The organism is Roseibium album (assembly GCF_001404515.1).
Lineage (GTDB): Bacteria > Pseudomonadota > Alphaproteobacteria > Rhizobiales > Stappiaceae > Roseibium > Roseibium album.
On sequence record NZ_CXWE01000003.1, the window covers coordinates 20,802 to 34,657 of the forward strand.

The following is a 13,856-nucleotide window of genomic DNA, read 5'->3' on the forward strand; positions in this document are numbered from 1 at the left end:
ACTATTCGGCTTTCTCACCCTGCTTGCTTGGAAGTTCCAATGAATCATCGAGAACTTCAACCGCAATGGCATCCTTGAGTTCAGCCATCTTGGCTTCGTACTGTTCGCGGATAAGACGCTGACGCAAGTCACCTGCAACAGTTTCGAACGCCGGTTTTTCCTGGCGGCGCTTGTTTTCAAGCTTGATAACATGCCACCCGAATTGCGTTTCGACCGGCTCTTTTGTGTATTCGCCGGGTTCCAGGGTAAAGACCACGTCCTCGAACGGCTTGACCATTTGCCCTTTGCCGAAATAGCCGAGGTCGCCTCCGTTGGGACCTGATGGCCCGGTTGATTTTTCCTTGGCGAGTTCAACAAAATCGGCGCCACCGTCAAGTTCCTTGATCAGCGCTTCGGCTTCCGCCTTGTCGCTCACCAGAATGTGACGCGCATTGACCTCTTCAGGCCCCTCGAAATCCTTGAATTCTGCCTCATAGGCAGCCTTGAGAGCCTCGTCGGTGATGAGGCTGTCGATCTTCTGGGAGATATAGGCATTGCGCAGGGCCTGCAGTTCCAGGAACTCCAGCTGATTCTTGAAGTCGGGATCCTGATCAAGGCCATCCTGCCGCGCAGCCTGCGCGAGAAGCTCCATGTCGACGACGACGTCGAGAAGGATTGCCCTCCACTGGTTCGGCGGGAAACGTTGCAATTGCTGGCCAAGGTCTTGTGCGGCAAATGCAATATCGGCTTCCGTTATTTCCGCATCCCCCACTCTTGCAACCACATCTCCAGGCTCGGCGGCACTGAGTGAGGCGGATCCGAGCGTCATGGCCAGAAGGGAAACGGCAACAGCCTGAACCGGCCTGCGCATCGAAATTCGGAACATGAGAAGTCCTTTACGTATAGGAATAGTAACTTTCGTCCCCTCAATCCGGAGGGCGCGGGTACTTTGCCTATTCCAGCGGCGTTGACAAGCATAGAGCCCCCTCTTATCTGTCGGGCGTCCCTGCTTTCAGGCTGGGATAGCATCTTTTCGGCCGCGTTCACCGGCCAGCGCGTTGCGCTTGGCGGCAACGTGGACAGCAATTGAGACGATTTCATGGGTGGGCGCCAAATTGCCAGTTGGTGCCGCCTGGTAGGGAAGGACCGCCACATGGCTGGCCTTGGCGCTTTAGCACGTAAGCTTTTCGGTTCGGCAAACGACCGGAAGATCAAGACATTTCGGGCAACGGTCGATCAGATCAATGCCCTCGAACCGGAAGTCCAGGCATTGTCGGACGAGGCCCTGAGGGCACGGACCGATGCGTTTCGCGACCAGTTGAAAAACGGCGCGAGCATGGAAGACATTCTGGTTCCGGCCTTTGCGACTGTCCGCGAAGCCGCGCAGCGAGCGCTCGGGCAGCGTCATTATGACGTGCAATTGATCGGCGGTATGGTGCTGAATTCCGGTCAGATCTCGGAAATGCGCACGGGTGAGGGCAAAACCCTCGTTGCCACGGCGCCGGTTTATCTGAACGCGCTCACCGGTAACGGCGTTCATGTCGTTACGGTGAACGACTACCTCGCACAGCGCGACAGCGAATGGATGGGCCAGGTCTACAGGTTCCTTGGCCTGACCGTCGGCTGCATCACGCACGGCCTCTCCGACGAGGAACGCCGCGCCGCCTATGACGCCGACGTGACCTACGGAACCAACAACGAATTCGGTTTCGACTACCTGCGCGACAACATGAAGCACGACCGGGCGTCAATGGTGCAGCGGGATCACTCCTTTGCCATCGTCGATGAGGTCGACTCGATCCTGGTCGACGAAGCCCGGACACCACTGATCATTTCCGGCCCGCTCGAAGACAGGTCAGAATTCTACAACACGGTGGATGCCTTCATTCCCAGCTTGACGGAAGAAGACTACGAGCTGGATGAAAAGCAGCGCTCGGCAACCTTCACCGAAGCGGGCAACGAGAAACTCGAGAGTTTGCTGGCAGAAGCGGAACTCCTCAAGGGCGACTCTCTTTATGATGTTGAAAACGTCTCGATCGTCCATCACCTTCAGCAAGCTCTGAAGGCGCACAAGCTGTTCCAGCGCGACAAGGATTACATTGTCCGCAACGATGAAGTGGTCATCATCGACGAGTTTACTGGCCGCATGATGCCGGGTCGCCGTTTCTCCGAAGGCCTGCACCAGGCACTGGAGGCACGCGAGAAGGTTCGCATTCAACCGGAGAACCAGACACTCGCGTCGATCACGTTCCAGAACTATTTCCGCATGTATGACAAACTTGCCGGAATGACTGGCACGGCGTCGACGGAAGCCGACGAATTTGCCGATATCTACAAGCTCGAAGTTGTGGAGATCCCGACCAACCTGCCAGTCACGCGCGTGGACGATGACGACGAGGTCTACAGGACTTTCCAGGAAAAATTCAATGCGATCGTGAAGCTGATCGATGACTGCAAGGTTCGGGGCCAGCCGATCCTTGTCGGAACGACATCGATCGAAAAATCAGAACTTCTGGCTGAAATGCTGAAGAAGCACGGTTACAAGCAGATCGACCTGAGCGATCCGGCCGCTTTTGCGGCCGCACAGAAAAAAGACGACGGCAAGTCGAAGGTATTTGCAGTCCTGAATGCCCGTTACCACGAACAGGAAGCCTTCATCGTTGCGCAGGCCGGCTTGCCCGGCGCCGTTACGATTGCAACCAACATGGCCGGCCGCGGCACCGACATTCAGCTCGGTGGCAATGCCGACATGCAGATTGCCATGGAACTCGGCGACATGCCCGAGGGCGATGATCGCACATCCAAAGAAACCGAAATCCGTGCGGAAGTCGAGCGCCTCAAGGAAAAGGCGCTGGCAGCGGGCGGCCTCTACGTAATCGGCACGGAGCGGCACGAAAGCCGCCGTATCGACAATCAGCTGCGCGGCCGGTCGGGCCGTCAGGGCGATCCGGGTCATTCCAAGTTCTTCCTCTCGCTTCAGGACGACCTGATGCGCATCTTCGGGTCCGAGCGCATGGATTCCATGCTCCAGAAACTCGGACTGGAGGAAGGCGAGGCAATTATCCATCCGTGGATCAACAAGGCGCTTGAGAAGGCCCAGCAGAAGGTCGAAGCCCGAAACTTCGACATCCGCAAGAACCTCCTGAAGTTCGACGACGTGATGAATGACCAGCGCAAGGTGGTGTTCGACCAGCGTATTGAACTTATGGACAGTGAAGCGATCCAGGATGCCGTCACCGACATGCGTCACGACGTCATCGACGGCCTTGTCGCAGCCCACATTCCCGAAAAGGCATACCCGGAACAGTGGGACACCGAAGGCCTGCAGGAAGAAGTCAAGAAATACCTGAACCAGGACCTTCCGGTAAAAGACTGGGCAGCCGAAGAAGGTATTGCCGAGGAAGAGGTTAAGGACCGCCTGCGCCGCACCGCTGACGAGGCCATGGCGCAGAAGGTTGCCAAGTACACGCCGGACATCATGCGCCAGGTTGAAAAGGCGATCCTGCTGCAGACCCTCGACAACCTGTGGCGCGAACACCTTGCCAATCTGGACCACCTGCGATCGGTTGTCGGATTCCGCGGATACGCCCAGCGCGATCCGCTTCAGGAATACAAGACCGAAGCCTTCACCTTGTTCGAATCCATGCTGGCACAGCTGCGTCAGATGACGACCGCACAGCTGCTGCGCGTCGAACTGGTCACGGAACAGCCGCCACAGATGCCGGCTGAACCGGAAATGCACGCCCATCACATCGACCCGCTCACCGGCGAAGACGAGATGGCAATTGCCGACGCCCAGTTGAGGCCGGTCGCGGTAACCGAACGCGATCCTGAAGATCCCTCTACCTGGGGCAAGGTTGGGCGGAACGAAGCCTGCCCCTGCGGATCGGGCAAAAAATACAAGCATTGCCACGGTGCGCTCGTCTGACGCCCGCTAATAGTTCCGAAGTCTCCATAGGGGCTGTACCTGATAGGTGCAGCCCTTTTTTGCGTCACGCGATCGACAGGCAATATTTGAAAATGCGGATCCAGATGGACCCGAAAAGTGCGGGGTACAGCGATTTTGCGTTTCAGCCGGTGTCAGAAGCCGAAGGCGAGGATCCGGGAAAATTCAACTTGAACGGCGCAGTCAGGGACACCGTCGAAAGGGCAAATTCGCAAAGGGAAATTCCTGGCAAGGCGCAGCAGAATGAAAGGAAGGCGCCGGCACGGATTTCAACTCGCAAACGCAGATCAGGGGCTTGTGCAACAAACAAAGCTTGGGCTGGCCTTTTTGCCGAAATTGCGGCAGGTTGCGGCAACTCCCGTTGCCGCAATTCAGGCCTGAAACTTTCATGAACAAGACGGCTGCTTCGAAAATCTACGTCTCCCGCCGGGAAACTGCTCGCCCTGCAGAGCCAATGCTCAGTGTGATTGTTCCTGTCTTCAATGAAGAGGACGTCATCGAGCATTTTCTGGACGCGACATTGCCGGTCCTTGAAAAAACCGGCCTGGCTTTCGAATATGTTTTCATCGACGACGGAAGCCGGGACAAGACCGCCGACATTCTTTCCGAAAAACTCAAAACAGGCCTTCCTGGAAAACTGCTTGGCCTCTCGCGCAACTTCGGCAAGGAGGCAGCGTTGTCGGCCGGTCTCGAAGCGGTGTCTGGAGACATCGCCGTCATCATGGATGCCGATCTGCAGGATCCACCGGAACTCATTCTGCAGATGCTTGACGGATGGCGCGCCGGTTATGACGTCATCTATGGCCTTAGAGTGGACAGGTCGTCGGATTCGCTGATGAAGCGTTCGACGGCCAACATGTTCTACAAGCTGTTCAACAAGCTTGCGAACATCGACATGCCGGCCAATGCGGGTGACTTTCGCCTGATCGACCGAACGGTTGTCAACGCGCTGCTTGAGTTGCCGGAACGAAATCGCTTCATGAAGGGGTTGTTTGCCTGGGTCGGATTTCCGGCGATGGCAATACCTTATGAGCGCCCGCCACGCAGGGCCGGAAGTGGAAAATTCGACTATTGGAAACTCTGGAACTTTGCGCTGGACGGGTTGACCGGCTTTACGACACTGCCCTTGCGGGTGTGGTTTTACGGTGGTGCGGCAATATCCTTTGCTGCGTTTACCTACGCCATTGTCCTGACGATTCGCACGTCGATATTCGGCGTGGATCTGCCAGGTTACGCATCCTTGATGGTCGCCCTTTTGTTTTTTTCCGGCGTCCAGCTGTTATCGATCGGAATGATCGGCGAATATATCGCGCGTCTCTTCAACGAGGCCAAACAACGTCCGGTTTACATCCTGCAGGACGTCATCGAAGGTGAGCCTCAAGAGTGCGACAAAGCGAGCAAGGATGCCGATGCTGGCCAAAGTAAATCTTGAAAAGCTCAAGGCGGAAAGCGCTGCCGTCGGGAAATTTGCCGTTATTGGCGTCATAGCCACCCTGACGCATGCCATTGTCGCGTCGACCCTTTTCGAGGCTGGAATTCTATCGGTTGTTCCTTCGAATGTGTGCGGCTTCCTGACAGCATTCGCAGTTTCCTTCAGCGGACATTATTTCTGGAGTTTCAGTCACCTGCGCCAGACCGGAACCGCATTGAAAAGCATGACGAGGTTTCTGGTTGTCTCCATTGCCGGCTTCGCACTCAACTCTACCATCCTGACCCTGTGGTTGACCTTCACCTCGTGGCCGGAACTCTACGGCCTCTGGCTCGCGATCTTGATTGTTCCGGCATTTTCGTTCGTTGGTGCAAGGCTCTGGGCTTTCGCTCATCCTTCGGCGAAATTCTGACTTGGACATTTTTACAAGCGACTGCACGAGGTAACGCCGAATGACCGCATTGCGCGCCGCTCTTGTTTATGCGTCATGCCTCTGCCTGCTTTATGCGCTTGTACCGACACTGGCATTTCCCGGTCCGCCACTTGATGTTGTTGAAGGCTTTGCCTGGGGCCGCGAGCTGCAATTGGGATACACAAAGCACCCGCCATTGCAGGCCTGGTTGCTTGAGGCCACTTACCGCCTGACCGCAGGGCACTATTTCGGCGGCTATTGGCTCAGCGCCATGTCCCTTGCCTTGGGATATCTTTTTATCTGGAAAATCAGCCTTCATCTCGGACTGTCTACCTGGCAGGCATTCTGGGCGATCGTGCTCACCAGCGTGACATTCTATTTCACCCTGCCCATGCCGGAGTTCAATCCGAACATCCTGCAGATCCCCGTCTGGAGCGGCATGATTCTGCTTTTCCTGCGTGCCCAGGCGAACAGCAGGCTCACCGACTGGCTACTGCTGGGTGCGCTTGCCGCCATCGGGCTCTACACGAAGTATTTCGTTGTCCTGCTCATTGGCACCATTGGGCTTTATGGGCTTGTGTTTTCAGATGCGCGGCGCCTCATTTTCACTGCCGGTCCCTGGCTTTGCGCGCTGGTTTGCGCCCTTCTGCTCGTTCCTCATATCCTTTGGCTGCTGGAAACCGATTTCCTGACGCTTCAATACGCGGCCAGCCGCAGCAAGCCGGCGGAATCCTTTCTGGATCGTGTCCTCAATCCGTTGAATTTCCTGTTTGCACAGGTAGGCAATCACGCCGGGCTGTTTCTGGTGATCCTTGCCGGGCTTGGTTGGCGCGGTCTCAAGAACTATCGCTTGCAGCGCCGCAAGTCGGAGGTGTTGCTGGCAGCACCCGGTGACCGTTTTCTGCTCTGGTTCGCCTTCGTCCCGCTGACTGTTGTTGTTATCGCCTCCGCAATCACCGGAAATGAATTCGAACACATGTGGGGTACGCCGATGTTCGTGCTTTCCGGCGTCGTTGCAGTTCGATATGCCGCGCTTCCTGACATGTGGCCTTTCCCCGGGCGTGCCCTGATCGGAGCGGTGACGATCCAGGCAATCTTTTTGATCGTCATTTTCGGACAGGGGCAGCTGGAGCCTTACTGGAAAAAGAAGCAGACTCGCATTCATTATCCGGCCGGGGTCGTCGCAAACGAACTTGCGAGCATCTGGAAGACCGAAATGGGCACGGACATTGCCTATGTTGCCGGTGACATGTGGTCGGCAGCAAATGTCACGCTGCATGCACCTGGACGTCCATCGATGTTTTATCTGCACGACCGCAGACTAAGTCCCTGGATCGACATCAAGGACGTGCAGAACAAAGGCCTCATGATTGTCTGGCGCGGCGATCGGGAAGCACCGCTTAACGAACTTCTTGCCTATTACCCGGATGCCGCGCGGCAAGGCAGCAGAACCTTCCCCTTCCGGGCAGGAGGCGATATCCCAGACGTCACCGTCAACTGGCTGATCATTCCTCCGGGAAAAGTCGCCGAAGAACCTGCAAACTAGTGCCCTGATGGAACTGTCCGTCTGGAAACCTCGACAAAAGGACATTAACTTGACCGCATGATCAGCATGGCGAAAATCGACGACATCGAGGACTGGCTCATTGGCCAGGCACTTGGATCGCCCGACATGGCAAAAATGTTTGCGGAAATGTGCGAACGGCTTCGCAAATGTGAAGTCCCGATCGATCGCGCGATGATGGCATGGTCGACATTGCATCCCCTGATAGAAGCCGAAGTCGTCGTCTGGGAAAGCGGCAGCGAACTCCAGCACGAACTGATTTCCCACTCTGACGAGGAGACCGATGACTGGCTCAACAGTCCGGTTCGTGCGGTTCTGGTCAATCAGGAGCCCAGGTTCAGGCGCCGCCTCACCAGTTCAAACGCCCCTCAGGAATTTCCGCTGCTGACCCGCCTGAGCAATGCCGGTTATACGGACTATCTGGTGCTACCCACCCAGTTCGCCTTGCCTGTAACAAACGATGATTATCCGACCAGCGGTATCATCGTCAGCTGGGCGACCTGTGACGAAAACGGCTTTTCAGATGACGCCCTGTCGGCCATTGAATACATTCAAAAACGCCTGGCGCTGGCGGCCCGTGCGACTATCGAAAGCCAGATCAGCAAAACGATCGCGATAACCTATCTGGGCAAGAACGCGGGTAACAAGGTACTGAATGGCCAGATCAGGCATGGTGACGGTGAAAATGTCGATGCGGTGATCTATTTCTGCGACATGAGAAAATCCACGGCGATCGCAGAAGCCCTTGGTCCGGATGCCTACCTGAACTGGCTGAATACCTATTTCGAGGCAACGGCCGGCTCGGTGCTGGACAACAATGGTGAAGTCCTTGATTTTATTGGCGATGCAGTGCTCGGTGTTTTTCCACTCGACGAGCAAAGCCTTGAGGCGGCCGTCTCCAATGCAATCAGCGCGGCAGATGAGACCCGCAGGCGGCTCAAGATCATCAATGATGATGCTTCAGGGGTCCTGCCAATGAAGGTGGGTGTCGCGCTTTCGGTCGGTTCGGTCATGTTCGGCAACATTGGTGTTCCCAGCCGGCTGACATTTTCGGTAATCGGTCAAACCGTACACGCGGCAGCCCGAATAGAAAGCCTTACAAAAACAGCGGGATCGGATGTCCTTGTAACGGAGGACATCGCCAGGCACAGCAGGTCGAGAGTCCGTCCTGTCGGATCATTTGACCTTAGCGGCTTTACGGACCCACAACCCTTGTTCGCGCTTGAATAATTGCCGCCAATCCAAACAACGTCACCCCGCAACGCTTCTGCCGCCTCACTTCTGGCTTGCCAATTTACCGAGACCATGACCGATCTTCGTCCCGATTTCCCGAACCATCTTCCATTTCATGATCAGAACACGGTTGACCCGGGCGAGAACGCACCGGTCATCCTGCTCCACGGTTTTGGTGGAGACAGGCAAACCTGGCAGAATACGCAGACTGCCCTGTCGTCAAAAGTCCGGTCCCTGGCATTCGATCTGCCTGGACATGGCCAAGCCCTCGACTGGCCCAGGATCGGCAATGCAGGTATCGCTGCCAAAGCGGTTGCGCAGTCACTCGAACACCTGGCTTTGGCCAAAGTCCATCTGGTCGGCCATTCCATGGGAGGTGCGGTCGCGGCTCTGGTTGCCCTGAATGATCCGGAACGGGTGGCCAGCCTGACGCTTTTGGCTCCAGGTGGCTTCGGTCCCGAAATCAATCACCGCCTGTTGCGCCGCTATGCGACAACGAGCGACGTCGAAGGCATGGAGGTTCTGCTCGAGCAGTTTTTCGGTTGGGAATTCAGGCTCCCGAAGTTTCTCGCAAAGACCGCGGCAGACAGCCGCGCCAGACCCGGTGCAACGGCGACACTGGAAGCCATCGTGGAAGAAATTATCGACGGCACGGTGCAAAAGACCTTGCCGCGGGACGAACTTGCTGCCCTCAAGATACCCATCAAGGTGATCTGGGGAACCCAGGACAGGGTTCTGCCGACCCGCCAGGCACACAAGCTCCCCGGCATCGTCGCAACGCATATTTTCGAACGTGTCGGCCACATGCCGCACCTCGAAATCCCGAAGGAAGTTACCAGGCTCATCCTGCAGAACGCCGGAGTGAACTGAAGAAGGTCACACGGTAGGTCTCGTCCTCAAACTTGCAACCAGTCGCCATGTTCGAACGCAAGCGCGCCAGCCCGGGGCGTCATCGCAGGGCCTGAACCTGATCTATGCGTCCGGCAGCAAACCCTCACGCCAGGTTTCACCGATCACCCGGCGGGCGAGCATGTGCGAGCGGGGGAAGTTGATGCTGTCGACGGCGATGAGTTTCCGTTTGTTCAGATAGGCCACATAGAACTTGTGATCCGCCGGTGACCCGACGACGATCGTCTCGTCATACCCTTCTGAAAGACCTGCAATCTGCAGCTTGATGTCGTATTGATCGGACCAGAACCACGGCACCGGATCATAGTCGATATCCTCACCGAGCAATGACTGTGCAGCGGCTTTCGCCTGGTCGATCGCGTTCTGGACACTTTCCATGCGCACGGATCGCTGATAGCGGTTCGAATAGAAGCGGGTGCAATCACCGACAGCGTAGATATTCGGGTCGCTGGTCTGCCCTGAACCATCCACGAGAACACCGTTGTCGACTTCAAGACCGGTTTCGGCCGCCAGATGATCGTTGGGTTCCGCGCCAACGGCAATCAGAACCAATTCGGCACTTATGACGTCACCATTGCTGAGTTTCACACCGGTGACGGTCTCATCACCTTCGATCGACTCTATGCCCGTTTCTAGACGCAGGTCGATACCCTTGTCTCGATGCAATCGGGTGAAGTAGTCCGAAACCGCCTGGCTGACGACACGTTTCATCGGCCGGTCCTGCGCCTCGATCACGCTGACAGACTTGCCCATTGCCTTCGCGACCGCGGCAACCTCTAGACCGATATAGCCGGCACCGATGATCGCTATTCCGCTGCTTGAGCTCAAACCATCGCGAATTGCGTCGACGTCGGCAATCGACCTCAGGGTTACAACACCGGTCTTGTCGGCACCCTTAAGCGGCAATGTGCGCGCGTTCGTGCCCGTTGCAAGCACAAGCTTGCCATAGGCAAGCGTGTCGCCGTTTTCCAGATGCACTCTTTTTGCAGCGCGATCGATGGAGACGGCCTTTGTATTCGGAATATGGTCGATCTGGTTGGTTTCGAAAAATGCCGGAGGGCGCAGCCAGAGGCCTTCCGCGCCCACATCTCCCGAAAGGTATTTTTTCGAAAGAGGCGGTCTTTGATACGGCGGATGCGGCTCGTCACCAATCAGGCGCAAGGGGCCTTCAAATCCGCCCTGCCGGAGCGAATGGGCAAGCTGGGCGCCAGCTTGCCCGGCACCAATGATGACGATTTCTTCCTGCATTCCGTTTCGCCTTCTTCACGCTAAGTCTTCCGTCACTAGCACGAAGATTGGCGGTCCGCCAGAAGGCGAAACGCCGCGACGGTTTCGTCGCGGCGCAGCACTGATTTAGCAGGTTCAGGCTTCGCGGACACCCGTCAGGAAATCTGCAACTTCCTGTCGAATCAAGGTGCCCTGATTGTTGAGTGATTCAGCCAGTTGCTCGACTTCGGTTCCGTTGGACCGGGCCAGTTCCGCGGCCGATCCGACCGCTTCCATCCGGGACACGCCTTCTTCCGATCTGTTTGATGCATTTGAAACGTTTTCCGAAATCGCCTGCACGGCTTCGTCTTGCTGCTGAACGGCTGCTGCGACAGCCGATGCAAGACCTTCCATGTCGGAAATGATCTTGCTGACATCCTCGATCGCGTCAACCGCCTGGCTCGACGACCCCTGGATCGCTTCGATCTGCGTAGCAATGTCCTCCGTCGCCCGGGACGTCTGATCCGCAAGCTGCTTGACTTCGGCGGCCACGACCGCAAACCCCTTCCCGGCTTCACCGGCCCTGGCTGCCTCGATCGTGGCATTGAGGGCAAGCAGGTTCGTCTGGTTGGCAATGTCCCGGATGAGGCCCATGACTTCGCCGATACGATCGGCAGCTCCTGAAAGTTCCTGCATGGTTTCCACCGTGGTTGATGCGCTTTTGACCGCCTTGTGGGCGACCTCGGTCGACTGGTTTGCCTGGTCGGCGATCTCGGAAATCGAGGCGGCGAGCTCTTCGGCAGAATGTGCGGCAGACGTCACGTTTTCGGCGGCATTTCGAACCGCGACGGCTGCCTCGTCAGACTGGTTGGCCACGTCGTCGGCGGCCTGCTCCATGGATTGCGACGTCTGACCCAATTCTCCGTTCGCGCGATCAAGTTTATCCAGCGCGTCGGAGACGGTGCTTTCGAAACCGGAAATGAGATTGTCGAGACGGGCAACACGCTCTTCTCGCAGGTGGTTTTCCTGGTCCTTTGCAGCCGCAAGTTCCACACGCTCGATCGCATTTTCCTGAAACACCCGGACGGTACGGGTCATTGATGCCAGTTCGGTATTGCCCGGCAACTCGGGAAGATCAAGCTCGGTCTGACCACCGGCAAGCGCTTCCATTGCCGCATGCAGACGACCGAGCGGTCCTGAAATCGACTGACCGATACCGAATGCCAGCGCGGGAAGCAGCACGAGAAGCAGAAGAATGGTGCCACCGATTGCAAAGAGCGCGATTGTTCTTGCGGTATCGAGCTGACCAGAGGCTTCCGTCTGAATCCCGGCGGCGGCTTCGTTCAGCGAGGCGATGCGTGGCGGGACAAGTTCGAACAGGCTTTCCAGCAGCGCGACACTTTCGAGCTTGTCCGCGGATGTAACCTTGTATTCGTCAAACGTTGCCTTGTAGGCGGTCATGTTGTCCGCCAACTCTTTTTTGATCGAGTCGGAGATATAGACTTTTTTCAGCAGTTTCTCGAATGCGGCGAACTGTGCATCGAACACGTCGACAGCGTCCGTGGTGTTGTTCAAGGTGTATTCTTTTTCCGCGAGTTGTACCGCCAGGATTGCTCTGGCCAGCTTCTCGAAATCCGGTCCACCCCCGAATTTCATTTCTTCCTGCAGACGGTTTTTTACGGCACCGGTCTTTTCGTTGAGCACGGCCAGATAACCTTGCCTATTGTCGTATCCGATGCGCTGCTGGAGAGCATCCAGCGTCTCGAATGCCTCGTTGGCACCCGCCAGAGTGCCCCTGACATCCGAGATCTCGGTCTGATATGTCCCGGCGGACGGATTTTCCTGGATTTTCGTGAGCAGGATTGTCGCAGATTGAAGCGTCGCAAGAAACGACTGATAGCTCTCCGAGGACGGTGATCCCAGATACTGCTTTTCTACAACCTGCAGTCCTGATGCCATTTGCGAAAGGCTGGCCACTTCCTCAGTCAGGCGCGAACTCTCTCCCATCCGGGAAAACGCTGTGTTCAGTTCATTCTGGCTCCAGAAATAGACACCGCCGACCGCCAGCAATCCAGCGATCGTAAAAAGACTTAGCGCGAGTATCCTGACCTTGACCGACAATTTCGACAAGATCCAAAAAGGTGATTGCGATACGAAAGGCACCGGCGTATGTCCCCTATGGCTCCGACTGTTTCCTAAAAGTTGGCCAAAAATGCCAAATTACGGTTAACGACTGCGTAATTTGCCAAGTTTCAACGGTGCACGATCCGCGTCGGCTCCCTTCCTATTGAGGCTGCTCTTGAATTTCCTGACCAAAGCCGCTCCGATCATCTTCGTATTGCTGTGGTCGACCGGTTTCATCGGCTCGAAACTCGGAGCGCCGTATATCGACCCCTTGGTGTTTCTCACCGTCCGTTTTGCCCTCGTCCTGCCGATTCTCTTTGTGCTGGCTCTGCTGTTGACCAGGACCTGGCCGAAGTCGCCGACGGCGATACTGCATTGCCTCGTGACCGGAATGCTGGTGCATGGCGTTTATCTGGGCGGTGTTTTCTGGGCCATCAAGCAGGGCATGCCAGCTGGAGCGTCGTCCATCATCGTCGGGCTTCAGCCGGTTCTGACGGCCTTGATTGCCGTGATGCTGCTCAGCGAAACCGTATCCAGAAAGCACTGGATCAGCATGGCGATTGGCGCCTGTGGTCTGGTTCTTGTCCTTGGGCCGAAATTCGACATCAGTGGAACCGGAATAACGGTGATAACGATTTCCGCAGTCCTCGTTTCCGTTGCCGCCATAAGCCTGGGCACGGTCTACCAGAAGCGTTTTGCTGCCAAAACGGATCTCTTGGCAGCAACCATCTGGCAATATGTCGGTGCCCTGATGTTCACCACGCCCCTCACGCTGTTCGAAACCTGGCAGATCACCTGGTCGGGCGAACTCATCTTTGCGATGGGCTGGCTCGTGCTGGTCCTGTCCGTCGGAGCAATCCTGCTGCTGATGCTCCTCATTCGCGAAGGCGCGGTCTCACAGGTTGCCAGCCTTTTCTATCTCGTCCCGGTGGCAACGGCGGTTGAAAGCTATTTCCTGTTCGACGAAACGCTGACCCTGATCCAGATTGCAGGAATGGCGCTCATCATCGGCGCAGTGCTGGTGATCCGGAAATCACCGCAAAAATCCTGAAGC

10 protein-coding genes are annotated in these 13,856 nt (G+C 56.6%); 7 read left to right on the forward strand and 3 right to left on the reverse strand.

Translation table 11 applies throughout. The annotated features are described in order from the left end of the window. Position 1: 1 nt before the first annotated feature. Entirely contained in the window at positions 2 to 865 is an 864-nt protein-coding gene (locus tag LA5095_RS09540; RefSeq protein WP_055114406.1) for a peptidylprolyl isomerase, read from the reverse strand. Between the two features lie 267 nt (positions 866 to 1,132). On the opposite strand from LA5095_RS09540, the gene secA reads away from it, so the two are divergent. The 6 genes from secA to LA5095_RS09575 all read left to right on the forward strand — a co-directional run bounded on the left by secA (position 1,133) and on the right by LA5095_RS09575 (position 9,433). Further along, the gene (secA, locus tag LA5095_RS09545) at positions 1,133 to 3,907 is read left to right on the forward strand and encodes a preprotein translocase subunit SecA (RefSeq protein WP_055114408.1); all 2,775 of its coding nucleotides are present in this window, start codon (positions 1,133 to 1,135) and stop codon (positions 3,905 to 3,907) included. 406 nt (positions 3,908 to 4,313) lie between these two features. After that, positions 4,314 to 5,357, forward strand: a complete 1,044-nt coding sequence (locus LA5095_RS09555) for a glycosyltransferase family 2 protein (protein WP_055114412.1) — start codon at positions 4,314 to 4,316, stop codon at positions 5,355 to 5,357. Continuing rightward, positions 5,335 to 5,766, forward strand: coding sequence for a GtrA family protein (locus tag LA5095_RS09560; protein WP_055115494.1), 432 nt, complete (start codon positions 5,335 to 5,337; stop codon positions 5,764 to 5,766). The genes LA5095_RS09555 and LA5095_RS09560 overlap by 23 nt, the downstream gene beginning before the upstream one ends. A 40-nt stretch (positions 5,767 to 5,806) precedes the next feature. After that, positions 5,807 to 7,312 (forward strand): glycosyltransferase family 39 protein, encoded by a 1,506-nt coding sequence (locus LA5095_RS09565; RefSeq protein WP_055114414.1) that lies wholly within the window; start codon positions 5,807 to 5,809, stop codon positions 7,310 to 7,312. 66 nt (positions 7,313 to 7,378) lie between these two features. Beyond that, positions 7,379 to 8,560 (forward strand): adenylate/guanylate cyclase domain-containing protein, encoded by a 1,182-nt coding sequence (locus LA5095_RS09570; RefSeq protein WP_208992633.1) that lies wholly within the window; start codon positions 7,379 to 7,381, stop codon positions 8,558 to 8,560. A gap of 75 nt (positions 8,561 to 8,635) precedes the next feature. After that, positions 8,636 to 9,433 (forward strand): alpha/beta fold hydrolase, encoded by a 798-nt coding sequence (locus LA5095_RS09575; protein ID WP_055114417.1) that lies wholly within the window; start codon positions 8,636 to 8,638, stop codon positions 9,431 to 9,433. A gap of 102 nt (positions 9,434 to 9,535) precedes the next feature. Here LA5095_RS09575 and LA5095_RS09580 read toward each other — a convergent pair whose 3' ends face one another. After that, positions 9,536 to 10,720, reverse strand: a complete 1,185-nt coding sequence (locus LA5095_RS09580; protein WP_055114419.1) for an NAD(P)/FAD-dependent oxidoreductase — start codon at positions 10,718 to 10,720, stop codon at positions 9,536 to 9,538. A gap of 114 nt (positions 10,721 to 10,834) precedes the next feature. Further along, entirely contained in the window at positions 10,835 to 12,799 is a 1,965-nt protein-coding gene (locus LA5095_RS09585; protein WP_208992634.1) for a methyl-accepting chemotaxis protein, read from the reverse strand. Between the two features lie 178 nt (positions 12,800 to 12,977). On the opposite strand from LA5095_RS09585, the gene LA5095_RS09590 reads away from it, so the two are divergent. Further along, the gene (locus LA5095_RS09590; RefSeq protein ID WP_186009624.1) at positions 12,978 to 13,853 is read left to right on the forward strand and encodes a DMT family transporter; all 876 of its coding nucleotides are present in this window, start codon (positions 12,978 to 12,980) and stop codon (positions 13,851 to 13,853) included. The last annotated feature ends 3 nt before the right edge of the window (positions 13,854 to 13,856 follow it).

Bases quoted from the DNA above. Each gene is read 5' to 3' on its own strand.
- LA5095_RS09540 (WP_055114406.1), bottom strand. From the start codon at position 865: ATGTTCCGAATTTCGATGCGCAGGCCGGTTCAGGCTGTTGCCGTTTCC.
- secA (WP_055114408.1), top strand. From the start codon at position 1,133: ATGGCTGGCCTTGGCGCTTTAGCACGTAAGCTTTTCGGTTCGGCAAAC.
- LA5095_RS09555 (WP_055114412.1), top strand. From the start codon at position 4,314: ATGAACAAGACGGCTGCTTCGAAAATCTACGTCTCCCGCCGGGAAACT.
- LA5095_RS09560 (WP_055115494.1), top strand. From the start codon at position 5,335: ATGCTGGCCAAAGTAAATCTTGAAAAGCTCAAGGCGGAAAGCGCTGCC.
- LA5095_RS09565 (WP_055114414.1), top strand. From the start codon at position 5,807: ATGACCGCATTGCGCGCCGCTCTTGTTTATGCGTCATGCCTCTGCCTG.
- LA5095_RS09570 (WP_208992633.1), top strand. From the start codon at position 7,379: ATGGCGAAAATCGACGACATCGAGGACTGGCTCATTGGCCAGGCACTT.
- LA5095_RS09575 (WP_055114417.1), top strand. From the start codon at position 8,636: ATGACCGATCTTCGTCCCGATTTCCCGAACCATCTTCCATTTCATGAT.
- LA5095_RS09580 (WP_055114419.1), bottom strand. From the start codon at position 10,720: ATGCAGGAAGAAATCGTCATCATTGGTGCCGGGCAAGCTGGCGCCCAG.